The sequence below is a fragment of the Streptomyces sp. NPDC020958 genome (genome assembly GCF_055562175.1).
Genome location: NZ_JBVHFU010000003.1, coordinates 472,276 through 489,277, shown reverse-complemented (window position 1 = coordinate 489,277; position 17,002 = coordinate 472,276). Strand labels below are relative to the sequence as shown.

14 protein-coding genes are annotated in these 17,002 nt (G+C 72.9%); 5 read left to right on the top strand and 9 right to left on the bottom strand.

The annotated features are described in order from the left end of the window. Positions 1-33: 33 nt before the first annotated feature. The 3 genes from ACZ3KP_RS12420 to ACZ3KP_RS12410 are packed head-to-tail and all read right to left on the bottom strand — an operon-like array spanning position 34 to position 3,921. Complete coding sequence (locus tag ACZ3KP_RS12420; protein WP_467498765.1) at positions 34-2,448, bottom strand: xanthine dehydrogenase family protein molybdopterin-binding subunit; 2,415 nt, start codon at positions 2,446-2,448, stop codon at positions 34-36. Between the two features lie 4 nt (positions 2,449-2,452). Further along, positions 2,453-3,031, bottom strand: coding sequence for a (2Fe-2S)-binding protein (locus ACZ3KP_RS12415; RefSeq protein ID WP_467498763.1), 579 nt, complete (start codon positions 3,029-3,031; stop codon positions 2,453-2,455). Further along, the gene (locus ACZ3KP_RS12410) at positions 3,031-3,921 is read right to left on the bottom strand and encodes an FAD binding domain-containing protein (RefSeq protein ID WP_467498761.1); all 891 of its coding nucleotides are present in this window, start codon (positions 3,919-3,921) and stop codon (positions 3,031-3,033) included. Before ACZ3KP_RS12410 ends, ACZ3KP_RS12415 begins: the two co-directional genes overlap by 1 nt. A gap of 353 nt (positions 3,922-4,274) precedes the next feature. On the opposite strand from ACZ3KP_RS12410, the gene ACZ3KP_RS12405 reads away from it, so the two are divergent. Beyond that, positions 4,275-5,972: a PucR family transcriptional regulator gene (locus tag ACZ3KP_RS12405; protein WP_467499248.1), complete on the top strand. Its 1,698-nt coding sequence runs from the start codon at positions 4,275-4,277 to the stop codon at positions 5,970-5,972. 168 nt (positions 5,973-6,140) lie between these two features. Further along, on the top strand, positions 6,141-6,908 hold the full coding sequence (locus tag ACZ3KP_RS12400) for a hypothetical protein (protein ID WP_467498759.1): 768 nt from the start codon (positions 6,141-6,143) through the stop codon (positions 6,906-6,908). 340 nt (positions 6,909-7,248) lie between these two features. Here the strand turns inward: ACZ3KP_RS12400 and ACZ3KP_RS12395 are convergent, their stop codons facing one another. Next, entirely contained in the window at positions 7,249-8,064 is an 816-nt protein-coding gene (locus ACZ3KP_RS12395; RefSeq protein WP_467498757.1) for a GntR family transcriptional regulator, read from the bottom strand. Positions 8,065-8,199: 135 nt separating this feature from the next. On the opposite strand from ACZ3KP_RS12395, the gene ACZ3KP_RS12390 reads away from it, so the two are divergent. Beyond that, the gene (locus tag ACZ3KP_RS12390; RefSeq protein ID WP_467498755.1) at positions 8,200-9,024 is read left to right on the top strand and encodes a (2Fe-2S)-binding protein; all 825 of its coding nucleotides are present in this window, start codon (positions 8,200-8,202) and stop codon (positions 9,022-9,024) included. Between the two features lie 318 nt (positions 9,025-9,342). Beyond that, positions 9,343-10,377: a DUF2637 domain-containing protein gene (locus tag ACZ3KP_RS12385; protein ID WP_467498753.1), complete on the top strand. Its 1,035-nt coding sequence runs from the start codon at positions 9,343-9,345 to the stop codon at positions 10,375-10,377. 80 nt (positions 10,378-10,457) lie between these two features. Here the strand turns inward: ACZ3KP_RS12385 and ACZ3KP_RS12380 are convergent, their stop codons facing one another. From ACZ3KP_RS12380 to ACZ3KP_RS12370, 3 genes are all read right to left on the bottom strand, one after another. Further along, entirely contained in the window at positions 10,458-10,907 is a 450-nt protein-coding gene (locus ACZ3KP_RS12380; RefSeq protein WP_467498751.1) for an ATP-binding protein, read from the bottom strand. Positions 10,908-11,214: 307 nt separating this feature from the next. Then, positions 11,215-11,676: a hypothetical protein gene (locus ACZ3KP_RS12375; RefSeq protein WP_467498749.1), complete on the bottom strand. Its 462-nt coding sequence runs from the start codon at positions 11,674-11,676 to the stop codon at positions 11,215-11,217. 115 nt (positions 11,677-11,791) lie between these two features. Then, the gene (locus ACZ3KP_RS12370; protein WP_358976390.1) at positions 11,792-12,412 is read right to left on the bottom strand and encodes a hypothetical protein; all 621 of its coding nucleotides are present in this window, start codon (positions 12,410-12,412) and stop codon (positions 11,792-11,794) included. 176 nt (positions 12,413-12,588) lie between these two features. Between ACZ3KP_RS12370 and ACZ3KP_RS12365 the strand changes: the two genes are divergently transcribed. Next, on the top strand, positions 12,589-13,989 hold the full coding sequence (locus ACZ3KP_RS12365) for a helix-turn-helix domain-containing protein (RefSeq protein ID WP_467498747.1): 1,401 nt from the start codon (positions 12,589-12,591) through the stop codon (positions 13,987-13,989). Between the two features lie 9 nt (positions 13,990-13,998). On the opposite strand, the gene ACZ3KP_RS12360 is transcribed toward ACZ3KP_RS12365, so the two are convergent. Continuing rightward, positions 13,999-15,741 carry a pyruvate dehydrogenase gene (locus ACZ3KP_RS12360; protein WP_467498745.1) on the bottom strand — a complete coding sequence of 581 codons (1,743 nt, stop codon included), beginning with the start codon at positions 15,739-15,741 and terminating at the stop codon, positions 13,999-14,001. A gap of 79 nt (positions 15,742-15,820) precedes the next feature. Continuing rightward, the gene (locus ACZ3KP_RS12355) at positions 15,821-16,843 is read right to left on the bottom strand and encodes a protein phosphatase 2C domain-containing protein (protein WP_467498743.1); all 1,023 of its coding nucleotides are present in this window, start codon (positions 16,841-16,843) and stop codon (positions 15,821-15,823) included. Positions 16,844-17,002: the final 159 nt, after the last annotated feature.

Below are 17,002 nucleotides of genomic sequence, written 5' to 3'. Positions count from 1 at the left end.
GACGGCCCGAGACGAACGGTGGTGCTGACGTGCCTAGGCGTTGCCCGTCAGGTGCTCCGGGCGTACCGGCGTGCGGTTGAGCTCCAGGCCGGTCGCGTCGCGAATCGCCGCGAGGACCGCCGGAGTCGACGACAGCGTCGGTGCTTCGCCGATGCCGCGCAGCCCGTACGGGGCGTGGTCGTCGGCGAGTTCGAGGACGTCGACCGGGATGGTCGGCGTGTCGAGGATGGTCGGGATCAGGTAGTCCGTGAAGGACGGGTTCCTGACCTTCGCGGTCTTCGGGTCGACGATGATCTCCTCCATCACCGCGATGCCCAGGCCCTGGGTCGTACCGCCCTGGATCTGGCCGACGACGGAGAGCGGGTTGAGCGCCTTGCCGACGTCCTGGGCGCAGGCCAGCTCGACCACCTTGACCAGGCCCAGCTCGGTGTCGACCTCGACGACCGCGCGGTGCGCGGCGAAGGAGTACTGGACGTGGCCGTTGCCCTGGCCGCTGCGCAGGTCGAAGGGTTCGGTCGGCCGGTGCCGCCACTCGGCCTCGACCTCCACGCTCTCCTCGCCGAGCACGTCCGCCAGGTCGGCGAGCACCTCGCCGCCGTCGGTGACCACCTTGCCGCCCTCCAGGAGCAGTTCGGCGGTGGCCCAGGCCGGGTGGTACGGGCCGAACTTGCGGCGGCCCAGCTCCAGGACCTTCTCCCGGACCAGTTCGCAGGAGTTCTTCACGGCGCCGCCGGTGACGTAGGTCTGCCGGGAGGCCGAGGTCGAACCCGCCGACCCCACCTGGGTGTCGGCCGGGTGGATGGTCACCTGTGCCACGCCCAGCTCGGTGCGCGCGATCTGCGCGTGGACGGTCACGCCGCCCTGCCCGACCTCCGCCATCGCGGTGTGGACGACGGCGACGGGCTCGCCGCCGACGACCTCCAGGCGCACCCGCGCGGTGGAGTAGTCGTCGAAGCCCTCGGAGAAACCGACGTTCTTGATGCCGACGGCGTAGCCGATGCCGCGTACGACGCCTTCGCCGTGGGTGGTGTTGGACAGCCCGCCGGGCAGCTGCCGTACGTCCGCCTCCTCGCCGGCCGAGAGCCACTGCTGCTCGGGCGGCAGCGGCATCGCGACGACCCGGCGCAGGAGTTCGGCGACGGGGGCGGGCGAGTCCACCGGCTGGCCGGTCGGCATGATCGTGCCCTGTTCCATGGCGTTCAGCTTCCTGAACTCCACCGGGTCCATGCCGAGTTGCTTGGCGACCTTGTCCATCTGGGCCTCGTAGGCGAAGCACGCCTGGACCGCACCGAAGCCGCGCATCGCGCCGCACGGCGGGTTGTTGGTGTAGAGGGCGATGGCCTCGATGTCGACGTCGTCGACGACGTACGGTCCGATGCCCAGCGAGGAGGCGTTGCCGACGACGGCCGGGGAGGCGGAGGCGTAGGCGCCGCCGTCGAGCACGATCCGGCACTTGACGTGCGTCAACTTGCCCTCGCGCGTGGCTCCGTGCTCGTAGTAGAGCCGGGCCGGGTGGCGGTGGACGTGACCGAAGAAGGACTCGAAGCGGTTGTAGACGATCTTCACCGGCTTGCCGGTGCGCAGGGCCAGCAGGCAGGCGTGGATCTGCATCGACAGGTCCTCGCGGCCGCCGAACGCGCCGCCGACACCGGCCAGCGTCATCCGTACCTTGTCCTCGGGCAGGCCGAGCACGGGGGCGATCTGGCGCAGGTCGGAGTGGAGCCACTGGGTGGCGATGTAGAGGTGGACGCCGCCGTCCTCCTCGGGCACCGCGAGACCGGACTCGGGGCCGAGGAAGGCCTGGTCCTGCATGCCGAAGTAGTACTCGCCCTTGACGACGACGTCGGCCTTCTTCGCGGCCTCGTCGGCGTCGCCGCGGACGATCGGCTGACGGTGCACGATGTTGGGGTGCGGGACGTGGCCGACGATGGGGGTCCCCCCGGTCGAAGGCTGGGGGAGGTCGGCGCGGTTCTCGTGGACGAGGACCGCGCCGGGCGCGGTGGCCGAGGCCTCGTCGGTGATGACGGGCAGTTCGCGGTACTCGACCTTGATCTTGGCGGCGGCGCGGCGGGCGGTCTCCGGGTGGTCGGCGGCGACGATCGCGACCGGCTCGCCGTGGTGGCGCACCTTGCCGTGGGCGAGGACCGGGGTGTCCTGGATCTCCAGGCCGTAGTTCCGCACGTCGGTGGGCAGGTCGTCGTAGGTCATGACGGCGTACACGCCGGGCTGGGCGAGGGCCTCGGCGGTGTCGATCGAGACGATCTCGGCGTGCGCGACCGTGGAGCGCAGGATCTGGCCCCAGAGCATGTCCTCGTGCCACAGGTCGGAGGAGTACGCGAACTCGCCGGTGACCTTGAGGGTGCCGTCGGGCCGGAGCGTGGACTCGCCGATGCCGCCCTTGGTGTGGGAACCCTGGGTGATCTTCGTGGGGACGCCGTTGGTGGGCATCGGCTCAGACCGCCTCTGACTGCCGGGCGGCCGCGAGGCGGACCGCGTCCATGATCTTCTCGTAGCCGGTGCAGCGGCACAGGTTGCCCGAGAGCGCCTCGCGGATGTCGGCGTCGGTCGGGTTGGGGTTGTGCTCCAGCATCTCGTCGGCGGCGACCAGCAGGCCGGGCGTGCAGAAACCGCACTGGACGGCGCCCGCGTCGATGAACGCCTGCTGGACGGGCGAGAGTTCGGTGCCCTCACCGGTCTGGGAGTCCTGCCCCGTGGCGGCCCAGCGCCGGGCCTGGTCGAGCGAGGTGCCCGAGGTGCCGCACGCGGCGCCGCCGTCCCGCTGCCTGGCGTAGTCCGCGAGGCCCTCGACGGTGACGACGTCGCGGCCCTCGGCCTGTCCGGCGGCGACCAGGCACGAGCACACCGGCACGCCGTCCAGGCGGACCGTGCAGGAACCGCACTCGCCCTGTTCGCAGGCGTTCTTGGAGCCGGGCAGGCCGAGCCGTTCGCGCAGCACGTAGAGCAGGCTCTCGCCCTCCCAGACGTCGTCGGCTTCCTGCGGGCGTCCGTTGACGGTGAAGTGGACGCGCATCAGGCGGCCCTCCCCTTCTGCTGAGTGGTGCCGCGGTACGACTCCCAGGTCCAGGTGAGGGTCCTGCGGGCCATCACGCCGACCGCGTGGCGGCGGTAGCTCGCGGTGCCCCGGACGTCGTCGATGGGGTTGCAGGAGGCGGCGCACAGGTCCGCGAACTGCTTGGCGACCGACGGGGTGATGATCTTTCCGTTGTCCCAGAAGCCGCCCTCGTCGAGCGCGGCGTTCAGGAAGTCCTCGGCTGCCTTCGCCCGTACGGGGGTGGGGGCGGCCGAGCCGATGCCGGTACGGACCGTCCGTGTCACGGGGTGCAGGGCGAGCCCGAACGCGCACACGGCGATGACCATGGCGTTGCGGGTGCCGACCTTGGAGTACTGCTGCGGCCCTTCGGCCTTCTTCACGTGCACCGCGCGGATCAGTTCGTCGGGGGCGAGCGCGTTGCGCTTGACGCCGGTGTAGAAGTCGTCGATCGGGATGAGCCGGGTGCCGCGCACCGACTCCGCCTCGACCTCGGCGCCCGCCGCGAGCAGCGCGGGGTGGGCGTCGCCGGCCGGGGAGGCGGTGCCGAGGTTGCCGCCGACGCCGCCGCGGTTGCGGATCTGCGGGGAGGCGACGGTGTGCGAGGCGAGGGCGAGGCCCGGCAGTTCGGCGCGCAGGTGCTCCATGATCCGGGTGTACGGCACGGAGGCGCCGAGCCGGACGCTCTCCTCACCGACCTCCCATTCGTAGAGATCACCGATGCGGGTGAGGTCGAGGAGGTACTCGGGCCGGCGGTGGTCGAAGTTGATCTCGACCATCACATCGGTGCCACCCGCGATCGGCACTGCGGAGGGGTGCTCGGCCTTGGCGGCGAGCGCCTCCTCCCAGCTGGCGGGGCGAAGGAAGTCCATGACCGGCTCTTTTCTCCGTCTCGTTGAGTCTCGTGAGTCGTGCGGATTGAGCCAATCCGTGTGCGGCGGGCCCGGCTCGTTCATGTCCTGTTCACGCGGGACGAGGCCAGTACACCGCCCCGTACTCCAGCGGGGTCAGTCACCGAAACCATGAAGGAGTTGGCTGGCCAGCAAGGGCATCTTGTAGATTCGTATGAACGGAGGCCATCGGTAACCTCTTGGTTTTACTGCGGAAACGCGGGAAACGCTCAGGTCCCACGCGGTGACGGCCCGTGACCGCGTACGCCCGGCACCCCGACCCGGACCCTCACAGATTCATCGTAGATTTCGAGACACAGAACGGCGGCGACGAGATGCGGCTGCGCGCACTGCTGGACACCGACGCGCTGGGCCTGCGGCTGCTCGGCGGCGAGGACGAGCTGGACCGCACCGTGCGCGGGGTCATGACCACCGACCTGCGCGATCCCAGCCGCTACCTCTCGGGCGGTGAGCTGGTGCTGACGGGCCTGGCCTGGCGCCGGGACGCGGCGGACTCCGAGGCGTTCGTACGACTGCTCGTGCAGGCCGGGGTGGTGGCGCTGGCGGCCGGCGAGGCGGAACTCGGCGACGTCCCCGACGATCTGGTGGTGGCCTGCGCCCGGCACCGGCTGCCGCTCTTCGCGGTCCACGAGTCGGTGGCCTTCGCGACGATCACCGAGCATGTCGTGCGGCAGGTCAGCGGCGAGCGGGCCGGGGACCTCGCGGCGGTCGTCGACCGGCACCGCAGGATGATGACCTCGGGCCCGGCGGGCGGCGGCCCGGACGTGGTCCTGGACCTGCTCGGTTCCGACCTCGACCTGCGCGCCTGGGTGCTCTCCCCGGCCGGCCGGCTGATCGCGGGCTCCAAGGTGGCGGGGCCCGCGCTGCCCGCCGAGGCCCGCGCCGAGCTGGCCGCCGAGCACCTGGCGGCCACCCGCACCGGCCGCCGCGGCCCCCATCGCGTGCTGCTGGGCACCACGACGTACTCGCTCTTCCCGATCGGCTGGGGGCACCTCCCGGCGACGACCGGGGCGGGCGGCTCCCCGCGGGGCGGCCGGGACGTGCGCGAGTCGGTGCTGTCGGACTGGCTGCTCGCGGTCGAGGCGGACGCCGGCGACTGGCCGGCGGAGCGGCTCGACCTGCTCCAGGGCGTCACCCAGCTGATCTCCGTCGAGCGCGACCGCCGGGACGCGGCTCGTACGGTACGGCGCCGGCTCGCCCAGGAGGTCCTCGAACTGGTACAGACGGGCGCGGCACCGGCGGAGATCGCCGCGCGGCTGCGGGTGGCGGCTCCGGTCCTGCTGCCCGGCCTCGGCGCGGCCCCGCACTGGCAGGTGGTGGTCGCCCGCGTCGAGTGGGACGGCGCGGAGGTCGAGGGCGGTCCGGTCGCGCAGTCCCTGCTGGAGGAGATCCTCGTCGACCCGCTGGCGACCGGGCCCGAGCCGTCCGACCGCATAGCGGTGGCCCACACCGGCGACGAGGCGATAGCCCTGGTCCCGCTGCCCGCCGTCACCACGGAGCACGACGGCTCCGAGTCCGGGATCCACGCCGACGTGCTGCTCGCGGCCGTACGGGCGCCGCTGACGGCGGGCCTCGACGGCGACGGCCGGGTCACCCTCGGCGTCAGCGCGGCCGTGCACTCGGCCGAGGGGCTGCGCGGCGCCCTGGAGGAGGCCCGGCACGCCCGCCGGGTGGCCGCGGCCCGTCCGGGCCGGGTCTGCGCGGCCGGCCACCAGGAACTGGCCTCGCACGTCCTGCTGCTGCCCTTCGTCCCCGACGACGTCCGGCGCGCCTTCACCGCCCGCCTGCTGGACCCGCTGCGGGACTACGACCGCAGGCACCGCGCCGAACTGATCCCGACCCTGGAGGCGTTCCTCGACTGCGACGGCTCCTGGACCCGTTGCGCCACCCGTCTCCACCTGCACGTCAACACGTTGCGCTATCGCGTGGGGAGGATCGAGCAGTTGACGGGCCGGGACCTCGCGCGGCTGGAGGACAAGCTCGATTTCTTCCTGGCGTTGCGGATGAGCTGAGGTCACGCGGGCGCGCGACGGGCTCCTGCCAAGTGCCGTCGCCGTCCCACGACTTTGTGAAATTATTCACCCATCCTCTTGGCCCCGCGCGGCGATCGATGCTGGAATGCGGCCACCACTTCACTGCTCGACGGCGCGCTAGGGGAGGGCAACGTGGCGTACTCCGCCATGTCTGGGAACGGAACGACCGCCGGTGACGATCCGCTCCAGACCGCGGTATGGCGGCTGCGCTCGCGGGCCTGCTGGGCCGACGCGGCGGCCCTGCTGCCGTCGGACACCCCGGCGTACTCCCTGCAGCGGGCCGGGCTGATGGTCGAGCGGTGCCTCTATACCGAGCGGGGCTGGGAAGAGGCGGAGGACGCGCTGCGTACGGCGGAGGCGCAGGCCCGTACCGACGAGGAGCGGGGGGCCGCGGCCTGCGAACGCGGTCAACTCGCCTACGCGGCCACCCTGCACGGGGTCCGCGACCGGGCCGACGAGGCGCGGGCCGCGCTCGGCAGGGCGGCGGCGCTGATCCCGCCGGGGGCGCCGGGACGCGCCCTGCTGGACTTCCGCCGGGGGCTGCTGGCGGAGAACCTGACCCTGTCCCCGCAGGCGGCCCGCGCCGCCTACCGCAGGGCGCACGCGGCCGCCACCGCGCACGCCGACCCGCTGCTGCTCTCCTTCACCTGGCGGCACCTGGCCGGCCTGGCCCTGCGCGACGGCGAGTTGACCGAGGCCCGGCACGGCTTCGCGGAGTCCCTGCGCCTCAGGGAGGAGCTGGGCTACCTGGTCGGCACGGCCCCCGCGCTGGCGTCCCTGGCCGAAACGGAGTCCGAACCGGAGGCGTCGCGGCTCCGCGAGGAGGCAAGCCGACTCTTCCGTCTCCTGGGCGGCGTCCCGACCTGGCTGGCACGGCAGTTGACCCCACCGACCCCCGGCGCGGCAACGGCGTGACAGCTGAGGCAAACACCGCTCACCGGCGCCGACAGGGTGCCGCTGCGCCCACCCGTGCCGCCCCAGGCGGCACGCATGCCCGCAGCCGAGACGTGCCCCGCCAGGGACGCGGGGAACTGCGCGGCCAACCACGCCCCACCCGCACCCGACACACCGACTGAACCGCCCCGCCAGGGACGCGGGGAACTGCGCGACCAACCACGCCCCACCCGCACCCGACACACCGACTGAACCGCCCCCTCAGGGGCGCGGGGAACTGCGCGACCAGCCACGACGCACCCGCACCCGACACCCCACACGCACCCCTACGGCGAGACTCCGCGCAACCGCCCCCGCCAGCTCACCACGCGTCGGCGAAATGCCCCGCCACCAACGCCCGCACCGCTTCCAGATCCCTCGCCACCAACACATCGAGCAACGCCGAGTGCTCCGCCGCGTCCGACATCATCTCGGCCCGCGCCCCGCGCAGCGGCACCGCCCGTCGCCGCAGGTCCTCCGCGATCTGCACGAGCTGCTCGTTGCCCGCGAGCCCCAGCACCGCCCGGTGGAACGCCCGGTCGGCCTCCGCGTACGTCGCCCTGCACCCTGTCGCCGCCGCCCGCACCGACTCCTCGGCCAGCGGCCGCAACGCGACCCACCGTTCGGCCGGCACACTGCGCGCCAGCCGCATCATCACCGGCACCTCGATCAGCGCCCGCACCTCGGCCAGTTCGGCCAGTTCCCGCGCGCCCCGCTCCACGACCCGGAAGCCGCGGTTGGGCACGACCTCGACCGCACCCTCCAGAGCGAGCTGCTGCATCGCCTCGCGCACGGGCGTCGCGGACACCCCGAACCGCTCCCCCAGCACCGGCGCCGAGTACACCTCGCCGGGCAGCAGCTCCCCGCCCATCAGCGCGGTGCGCAGCGCGTCGAGGATCTGCCCGCGCACGGACGCCCGCTGCACGGCGGGCCGGGACTGCGGAACGGGCCGTTCGCCGTGCGTGTGCTCACCGCGCGCGGCCGGCGTACCGGCGGGGTGTCCACCCGCCTCCCGCACCACCGCCTCCAGCCGCGTCTCCCCGGACCGCGACTGCGCGGGCACCCGGGCCGTCTCGGCGGGAGCCGCGTGCGTGCGCTGGTCCACGGGCCCTCCTCGGGTCGTCGGCACTCGGGTCATTAACGGCGGGTTGTTACTTGTCCGTCAAGCACCTTAGGCGCACAAGGCGCTGGTTCAAACTCCCGAACGAGAGGTAAGGTAAGCCTTACTTATCCGGACAGTCGGCCCGTACCCGCATCCGATCGGTGGTCACCCATGCCCTCGCCCGTCTCCGCCGCCTACGCCCGCCTCGCCGAGGTCTTTCCCGGCCTGGCGGTGACGGAGCTGGCGCCGGGCGAAGCGGCACCCGAGGGCGGCGGCTGGGTCGGCGCGGCCGAACTCGCGGCGGGCGGCCCCGCCCTGGACGCCTTCCTCGCCTGGGACGCGGACCAGATCCTGCGCGATCACGGGCAGCCCGGCCGCCCCGACGTGGTCGCGAGTTTCGGCCTGCACCGCTACGGCTGGGCCGCCTGCCTGCTGATCACCCTCCCCTGGTTCCTGGACCGCCGGGTCCCCCGCCTCCCCGTCACCGAGGTGTCGTACGACCGCACGGCGGGCCGGATGGCCGTACGGGTCACCTCCTTCGCCTGCCTCCCGGAGGACCCGGCGGCGGCGCTGCCCGGCGCGGTCGTCGTCGGCGGCGAGGAGGCGCTGCGGGCGGAGGTCAGGGCAGCGGTGGCCGAGCACCTGGAACCGGTGCTCGGCGGCTTCGGCCCCCGGACGCGGCGGCGCGGTCGCGCCCTGTGGGGCATGGCGACCGACGGGATCGTGGAGGGGCTCTGGTACGTCGCCGGTCTGCTCGGCGAGGAGGAGCGGGCCGTCCGGGAGCTGGCGGCGCTGCTTCCCGGGACCACCGGGCCGTACGCCGGCTCCGCGGCCTTCCGGGTGCTGACCGGGCCGGCCGGCGAGCCACTGCCGACCCGGGACCGGGTGAGCTGCTGCATGTACTACACCCTGCGCCCCGAGGACACCTGCGCCACCTGCCCGCGGACCCGCGACGACGAGCGGATCGCCAAACTCGCGGCGGCCGCGGCGGCCTGATGCGCCCTCAGGACGCCCTGGGGGGCGAAGCACCGCCCCGGATCCACTAAGATCGCGGAGGACGGGAGCGCCGCTGCGCCGGACAGGGAATTCACAACTTCCTCACTCGCCGCAGGAACTTTCCGAGGAACCACCCGTACGGGTAGTCTTACTCGAACTCAACTCCCGCCCCTCACGCGGCAGTTCGAGCAGAATGCTGCCCTGGAGCATCCCCTTGCACTTCCTTGGCGGCCTCTTGCCCCGAAACCCCCTGAGGGCCGACGGGATTGGGCCACTATGGCGGGCGTTACGCCCTATCCCAATGCAAGGGACCCCTAGATGAGACTGACCGACATATCGCTGAACTGGCTGCTTCCCGGCGCCGTACTGCTCCTGGGCATGCTGGTCGCGGTGGCGGTGCTGACGCGCTCCAAGCGGTCCGGCGGGGAGCACGCGAAGGACGACTCGTGGGAGCGCAGCGAGGAGCGGCGCCGGCGCAAGGAGGCCATCTACGCCACCGCCGCCTACGTCCTGCTGTTCTGCTGCGCGGCGGTGTCCGCCGCCCTCTCCTTCCACGGACTGGTCGGCTTCGGCCAGCAGAACCTCAACCTCTCCGGCGGCTGGGAGTACCTGGTGCCGTTCGGCCTGGACGGCGCCGCGATGTTCTGCTCCGTCCTCGCGGTGCGCGAGGCGAGCCACGGTGACGCCGCGCTCGGCTCCCGGATCCTCGTGTGGACGTTCGCGGGCGCATCCGCCTGGTTCAACTGGGTGCACGCGCCTAGGGGCGGGGGCCACGACGGCGCTCCGCAGTTCTTCGCCGGCATGTCGCTGTCCGCGGCCGTCCTCTTCGACCGCGCCCTGAAGCAGACCCGCAAGGCCGCCCTGCGCGAGCAGGGCCTGGTGCCGCGTCCGCTGCCGCAGATCCGTATCGTGCGCTGGCTGCGTGCCCCCCGTGAGACCTACAGGGCGTGGTCGCTGATGCTCCTGGAGGGCGTGCGCAGCCTGGACGAGGCGGTCGAGGAGGTGCGCGACGACAAGCGGCAGAAGGAGGAGAACCGCATGCGCCGCCGCGAGCAGGACCGTCTGGAGCGGGCCCAGCTCAAGGCCATAAGCCGCGGCCACCGGGGCTTCGTCGGGCGCGCCGGCCGGCAGGACGAGGTGCACCAGGTCGAGCGTGCGCCCGCCCAGGCCTCCGCGGAGCCTGCCATAGCGGCGCCGGAACAGCTGCCCGTGCGCTCTCGGCCGTCCCTTCAGCCCGTCCGCAAAGGGTCTGAGATCACCGTCGACCTGACCGCGGAGGACGACACAATGGCCCTGCCGCGCCTCGACTCCCTGGAGCGCAAGCTCAAGGACCTGGAGCAGCAGTTCGGCTGATCGCCCACTGCCGCGAAGACACCTCGGGACGGGGGCGTGACCACGAAGGTCACGCCCCCGTCCCGTCTGTCGTGGGGCTGCTAAGCGGCTTCGGCGTCCAGTTCGAACCAGACCGACTTGCCGACCTCGTGCGCCTGCACTCCCCACGCGTCCGCGAGGGAGTCCACCAGCACCATGCCGCGGCCGTGGGTGCCGTCCCCGGTGTCCGGGGCGCACACCCGGGGCCTGCGGGCCACGAAGTCCCGGACCTCCACCCGCAGTTGGCCCGGCTCCACGACGGCCGTCAGGACCGCCTCGCGGTCGGTGTGGACGAGCGCGTTGGTGACCAGTTCGCTGGTGAGCAGTTCCGCGATCTCGGAACGGCCGGGCCGCCCCCAGTGCCGCAGCAGCTCCCTCAGCTCCCTGCGCGCCTCGGGCACCGCCCGCAGGTCCGACCGTCCCAACCGCCGTCTGAGCTGCGGCGGGTGCCCCCGTTCCGTCGTGTCGGTCTCTTCCCCCGCCGTCTGCGCCGAGGAGGCCCCGACGGCCACGGGACCGCCCCCTCGTGCCTGACTGTTCATGGCCCCCGCCCGCACGCTGTGTCCGGTTCCCCTCCTGATCGAACAGGTTCACGGGGATCCATGCCCGCTCGGGCACGCGCCAGTCATGTCACGTCGATGACGACCGGGTGTTCGGCCATGTCCCGGATCGGCCCCGGCACGTACGCCGCCGTCAGGACCGTCCCGTACGCGCCACCGGTGCCGTGGACCCGGCGTGAATCAGCCTCTCGGACAACCCCCCGAGCTGATTCACGCGGTCCACGGCACCGGCGAACCTGGCCGAAACCTGACCTTCCGCCTACTTGTTCCCGAGGCCCTTGGTGCCGATGTTGACGATCTTGTGGGTGTCGCGGGTCATGTCGACGACCAGCTTCGTGGTGGTGTCGCGGCTCCAGGTGAGCGTGATGACGGCCTCCGTGTACTTCCTGGTGCCGTTGTCCGTGACCTTCCACTTGAGCGGGGTGTTCTGGGCGCGCAGCACCCCGTCCGCGTGCTCGCGGTCCTCCCAGGCCCGCAGCTTCTTCAGGTAGGTCGGCGCGATGTAGTAGGCACGCAGCGCGGTGGGCAGCTTGCCGCTGCCGTCCAGGTCGCTCTCGGCGTCGATGTAGGCGCCGTAGAAGTCGGAGATGCGGGTGATGTTGTCGGACGGGTTGCCGCTCACGCTGCGCGGAGCGCCGGCCGAGGCCTGGGCGGTGGCGCCGAGGCCGAGGGCCACGGCGAGGACGCCGGCGGTGAGGACGGCGCGGGTCTTGCTGCTCATGTCTGTTCCCCGTTTTCTTCTCTGGGTCCGGGGCCGCCCTCTCCTCCCCCGAGCGAGAGGACGGCCCCGGTTGGTGTGGTGGTCGTGCGTGGTGGTCGTACGTGGTGACCGTGGGTCAGTGGAGCTTGTTCACAGCCGTGGTGGTGGTCTTCTTGAACGCCTTCACCGGCGCGTCCACGAAGCCGCCGAGCTGTCCCCAGTCCACGACGGTGACGGTGCGACCCTCCCGGCCGAGGGAGATCAGCCGGATGTCGCTGGTGCCCCAGGCGGTGATGGTGCGCAGGGCGTAGACATGGGCGCCGTCCCCGACCGGCAGGGTGCCGTGGTCCTGGAACGTGGCCCGCATCTGCGGGTCCGCCATCTCGATCCGGTCCGCGCAGGACACGATGTCCTCGTCGAGCTTCGCGAACCGGCCCTTCGCCAGGCGGACGCTGGGCAGCACCGCGGTGACCTGACGGGCACTCGTGTCGAGGTCGGTCCGGAACTTCCGGTACCAGGAGTCCTGGCCGCCGCCGAGCCCGACGCCGATGCAGATGTCCTCCTTGACCTCCTCCGGAATGCCGGCGGTGACCTTGCCGGCCGTCCAGGAGGTGCCGGCCCGCGGCGGCAGGTCGGCCGCCCTGAGGAAGCCGGGCGCCTTGGGTGCGGCCGCCGCCGGAGAGGCGAGCGCGGTGCCGGCGACGAGTGCGGCGCCGGCGAGTGCGGTGAGCGCGCCAGCTCGGGTGCGCTTGGGCATGGGTGATCCCCCGTGGGTCGGTGCATGGGTATGGGCTGTCGCCGACGCGGCCGACTGGTCGGTCCGGCCCGCTCGGTGCGACACCAAGAGCATCGGCCGCCACCGGCGGCGACCGCAACGGCGGACGCCCGTTTCCCCGCCCTGGAACCATCCCAGCCCCGTTGACGTGCAGGTATATGAGTGCCTGGGATGGCGACGACCGGGAGAAGGTGCGCGTGCGCGACGATGTGGACGACGTCGGGGAGTTCGCTGCGCTGCTGCGGCAGCTGAAGGACCGCACGGACCGCAGCTACGGCTCGCTGGCCCGCCGGCTGAACATGAACACCTCCACCCTGCACCGCTACTGCGCGGGCGAGGCGGTGCCGCTGGACTTCGCCCCGGTCGAGCGGTTGGCGGCATTCTGCGGAGCGACCCCCCGGGAACGCCTCGACCTCCACGAACGCTGGCTGCGAGCGGTGTCGGCCCGCCGACGCCCGCGCGGCACGGACGACGAACAGCCACCCACGGCACCCACGCGGGAAGCACACCCGGAAACCGACCTCGCGACGGAGGCCGTAGCGACGCGCTCGGCAGCGGACGCCGCCCCGAACTCCGACGCGGTCGCCGGGGTGGTGGCGCCGGTGGCGGCCGGCGGCTCGCGGCGCTGGTACCGGCGGCGGCGCACCGTGGTCGCCGCCGCCGTGGCCACCGTCCTGTTGTCGACGTGGGGCACCCTGGCCGCGCTCCCGGAGGACCGGCCGCCCGCCGACGCCGGCGCCCGGCACCCCGGCTCCGCCACCCCCACGACCTCCGCCGGCGACACCGGGCGCCCCGACCCCACCGCGTCCACCGGTCCGTCCCCCGACCGCACCTCCGCCGCCCCGTCGCCGTCCCGGGCGCCGCGCGGCGCGCGGCCCTCCGCCTCCCCCTCGGGCGGGACCACCCCCTCGGCGCCGAGCGGCGCGACCGGCGTCCCGCTCACCTGGACCGCGAACTCCCAGCTGTGGGAGCTGGGCTGCGACCACCACTACGTCATCGACAAACAACCGGCGCAGGTCCCGCCACCGCCCGCCCCGCAGGACGCGGGCACCTGGGCGGCCACCCAGAACGCGGTGCACGGCGGCGACACCATCGTGGAGGTCTCGGTGCAGGGCCGCTCGTCGACGGCCGTGGTCCTGGAGGACCTGCGGGTACGGGTCGTCGGCCGAACGGCGCCCGCCCCGGGCATCGCCTACTCCATGGCCGACGGCTGCGGCGGCGGACTCACCCCGCGCTACTTCGACGTGGACCTGGACAAGGACCGGCCGATCGCCCGCCCCGTGGCCGGGGAGGGCCCGGACGGGAAGACCGTCTCCACCATGCACCTGCCCTACCGGGTCTCCGCCACCGACCCGGAGGTGCTGCGGGTGCAGGCGAGCACCGTCGGCTGCGACTGCCGCTGGTACCTCGAACTCGACTGGTCCTCACAGGGCCGCTCGGGCACGGTCCGGATCGACGACCACGGGCAGCCGTTCCGCACCAGCTCCGTCAAGGGCCTGCCGCACTACTGGTACGGCTTCGTGGACGGGGTCCGCCAGTGGGTGCCGACCGACGACTGAGTCCCGGTCCTACGGCCGCGGCACGTTACGGAGGTTGGAGCGGGCCATCTGGACCATCCGGCCCACGCCCCCGTCCAGGACCATCTTGGACGCGGAGAGCGCGAAGCCGGTGACCATGTCCGCCTTGATCTTCGGCGGGATGGAGAGCGCGTTGGGGTCGGTGACGACGTCGACCAGGGCCGGGCCCTTGTGCCGGAAGGCGTCCTTGAGCGCACCCGCAAGCTGCTTGGGCTTCTCCACCCGCACCCCGTAGGCGCCGCAGGCCTGGGCGACGGCGGCGAAGTCGGGGTTGGTGTTGTGGGTGCCGTGCGCGGGCAGGCCCGCGACCAGCATCTCCAACTCGACCATGCTGAGTGCGGAGTTGTTGAAGAGGACGACCTTGACCGGCAGGTCGTACTGGACCAGGGTCAGGAAGTCGCCCATCAGCATGCTGAACCCGCCGTCCCCGGACATCGACACCACCTGCCGCCGCCGGTCGGTGAACTGGGCGCCGATCGCCATCGGCAGCGCGTTGGCCATCGAGCCGTGCGAGAACGAACCGATCACGCGGCGGCGGCCGTTGGGCGAGATGTAACGGGCGGCCCAGACGTTGCACATCCCGGTGTCCACGGTGAACACCGCGTCGTCGTCGGCGAGTTCGTCGAGGACCGAGGCCACGTACTCGGGGTGGATCGGGACGTGCTTCTCGACCTTCCTGGTGTACGCCTTCACCACGCCCTCCAGCGCGTCGGCGTGCTTCTTGAGCATCCGGTCGAGGAACCGCCGGTTCTCCTTGGTCCGCACGCGCGGCACGAGACACCGCAGTGTCTCCCGTACGTCGCCCCACACCGCCAGGTCGAGGCGGGAGCGCCGGCCCAGCACCTCGGGGCGCACGTCGACCTGGACGATCCGCACGTCGTCGGGGAGGAAGGCGTTGTAGGGGAAGTCGGTGCCGAGCAGGATCAGCAGGTCGCACTCGTGGGTGGCCTCGTAGGCGGCACCGTAGCCGAGCAGTCCGCTCATGCCGACGTCGTACGGGTTGTCGTACTGGATGTGCTCCTTGCCGCGCAGGGCGTGGCCCACCGGGGACTTGAGCTTCTCCGCGAGTTCCATGACCTCCGCGTGCGCGCCCGCCGTGCCGCTGCCGCAGAACAGGGTGACCTTGTCCGCCGCGTCGATCATCCGGACCAGTTCGTCCAGTTCGTCGTCGCCGGGGCGGACGGTCGGACGGGAGGTGACGAGGGCGGCCGAGGCGGACCGCTCCGGGGCGGGCTCGTCGGCGATGTCCCCGGGCAGGCTCACCACGCTCACCCCGCTGCGGCCGACCGCGTGCTGGATGGCGGTCTGGAGCAGCCGGGGCATCTGCTTCGGGCTGGAGATGAGCTCGCTGTAGTGGCTGCACTCCTGGAAGAGCCGGTCGGGGTGGGTCTCCTGGAAGTAGCCGAGGCCGATCTCGCTGGACGGGATGTGGGAGGCGAGGGCGAGCACCGGGGCCATCGAACGGTGCGCGTCGTACAGCCCGTTGATGAGGTGCAGGTTGCCGGGGCCGCAGGAGCCGGCGCAGGCCGCGAGGGTGCCGGTGATCTGGGCCTCGGCGCCGGCCGCGAAGGCGGCGGTCTCCTCGTGGCGGACGTGGATCCAGTCGATGGCGGAGTTGCGCCGCACGGCGTCGACGACCGGGTTGAGGCTGTCGCCGACGACGCCGTAGAGGCGGCGCACCCCGGCGCGGACGAGGATGTCGACGAACTGCTCGGCGACGTTCTGCTTGGCCATGGCGGTCGGGCACCCTTCGGCTCCGCGGATCTCCGGTACTCCCCGGCGATGCCCTTCCATGTATCCACACCGGCCGCGGTCACGCCTCCCAGACGGCCGCCGCCGTACGGTCGTCGGCGTAGCCCTTGACCCGCACCTGGGCGTCCGCGAGGAACGCGGCGAGACCCGGCGGGGTGCGACCGGACCAGCGTCGGGCCAAGTAGGCGCAGAGAGCCGGCTCCCCGCGCAGCGGCTCCGCGAGGCCGCCGGTGCACATCACGAGGGTGTCACCCGGGCGGGCTACCGAGGCCCGGAAGAGAAACGGGTCGCGGGGCGGCTCGGGGGCCGGTTCGTAGGGGCTCGGCGGGGTGGGGATGCCGAGGTCCATGGTGAGCCGGTCGCCCGAGGGGGTCTCGGAGGGCTGCGAGCCGAAGCCGAGGACGGGCTCGCCGGGGGCGTCGGTGTCGGTCCGCGGTTCGATGTCCTGCCACTCGCCGTCCCGGAGCCGGAACAGCCCGCCCTCGCCGACGCCGAAGAAGACACGGGTACGGCACTGGGGGTGGCCGGGGAGGAGCAGGCACCGCAGGCTGGCCGTGTACTCCTCGGGGGCGACGCCCTGTTCGGCCGCGCTGGCGCGGAGTTTGCCGAGGCTGCGGTCGGTGAGCCGGTGCAGCCCGGACTTGAGGTCGCCGCGGCGGGCGGCCTGGATGTCCTCGGTGAGCCGCTGGTGGCTGCGGCCCACCGCCCGGGCGATCAGCTCGCACACCTCGGCGGCGGCCCGGTGCGCGCCGGGGGTGGCCCGGGCGCCGGTGGCCATCGCGACGAGGATCAGGGCCTGGTCGCCGGACCCGAACCGGGCGGTGAGCAGCGCGTCGCGGCGCGGCTCGCCCCGGTACCGGGCGGAGTCGCCGCGCTGGGAGACGGCCCGCAGGGTGCAGGCGCCGTACCGGGCACCGTCCAGCACGGTGTCGGCCACCAGATCGCCGAGCCCGTCCGGGTCGGCGACGGGCATCGCGGTGGGCTCCGCGTCGTAGGTGGGCGGCCCGGACCCGACGTACTCGACGGAGGAGGCGGGGGCGGCGACAGCGGCGGGCGGCGACGGGGCGGGGACAGCGGTGGGCACTGCGGGAGAGGGCGGGGCGGGAGACGGCGCCGCGGGAGTCGGTGTCGCGGGAGACGGCGCCGCGGGAGAGGGCGGGGCAGAGGGCGCTGCGGGGGCGGCGGGCGGCGGAGCGGCTGCGCCGTGAGGCGGCGAGACCGGAGCCGAGTGTGGCGGCTCCCC

Excerpts from the sequence above, each read along its gene's own strand:
- ACZ3KP_RS12385 (WP_467498753.1), top strand. The coding sequence starts at position 9,343 with ATGAGACTGACCGACATATCGCTGAACTGGCTGCTTCCCGGCGCCGTA.
- ACZ3KP_RS12415 (WP_467498763.1), bottom strand. The coding sequence starts at position 3,031 with ATGCGCGTCCACTTCACCGTCAACGGACGCCCGCAGGAAGCCGACGAC.
- ACZ3KP_RS12400 (WP_467498759.1), top strand. The coding sequence starts at position 6,141 with ATGTCTGGGAACGGAACGACCGCCGGTGACGATCCGCTCCAGACCGCG.
- ACZ3KP_RS12390 (WP_467498755.1), top strand. The coding sequence starts at position 8,200 with ATGCCCTCGCCCGTCTCCGCCGCCTACGCCCGCCTCGCCGAGGTCTTT.
- ACZ3KP_RS12405 (WP_467499248.1), top strand. The coding sequence starts at position 4,275 with ATGCGGCTGCGCGCACTGCTGGACACCGACGCGCTGGGCCTGCGGCTG.
- ACZ3KP_RS12420 (WP_467498765.1), bottom strand. The coding sequence starts at position 2,448 with ATGCCCACCAACGGCGTCCCCACGAAGATCACCCAGGGTTCCCACACC.
- ACZ3KP_RS12360 (WP_467498745.1), bottom strand. The coding sequence starts at position 15,741 with ATGGCCAAGCAGAACGTCGCCGAGCAGTTCGTCGACATCCTCGTCCGC.
- ACZ3KP_RS12410 (WP_467498761.1), bottom strand. The coding sequence starts at position 3,921 with ATGGACTTCCTTCGCCCCGCCAGCTGGGAGGAGGCGCTCGCCGCCAAG.
- ACZ3KP_RS12370 (WP_358976390.1), bottom strand. The coding sequence starts at position 12,412 with ATGCCCAAGCGCACCCGAGCTGGCGCGCTCACCGCACTCGCCGGCGCC.
- ACZ3KP_RS12395 (WP_467498757.1), bottom strand. The coding sequence starts at position 8,064 with ATGACCCGAGTGCCGACGACCCGAGGAGGGCCCGTGGACCAGCGCACG.
- ACZ3KP_RS12365 (WP_467498747.1), top strand. The coding sequence starts at position 12,589 with ATGAGTGCCTGGGATGGCGACGACCGGGAGAAGGTGCGCGTGCGCGAC.
- ACZ3KP_RS12375 (WP_467498749.1), bottom strand. The coding sequence starts at position 11,676 with ATGAGCAGCAAGACCCGCGCCGTCCTCACCGCCGGCGTCCTCGCCGTG.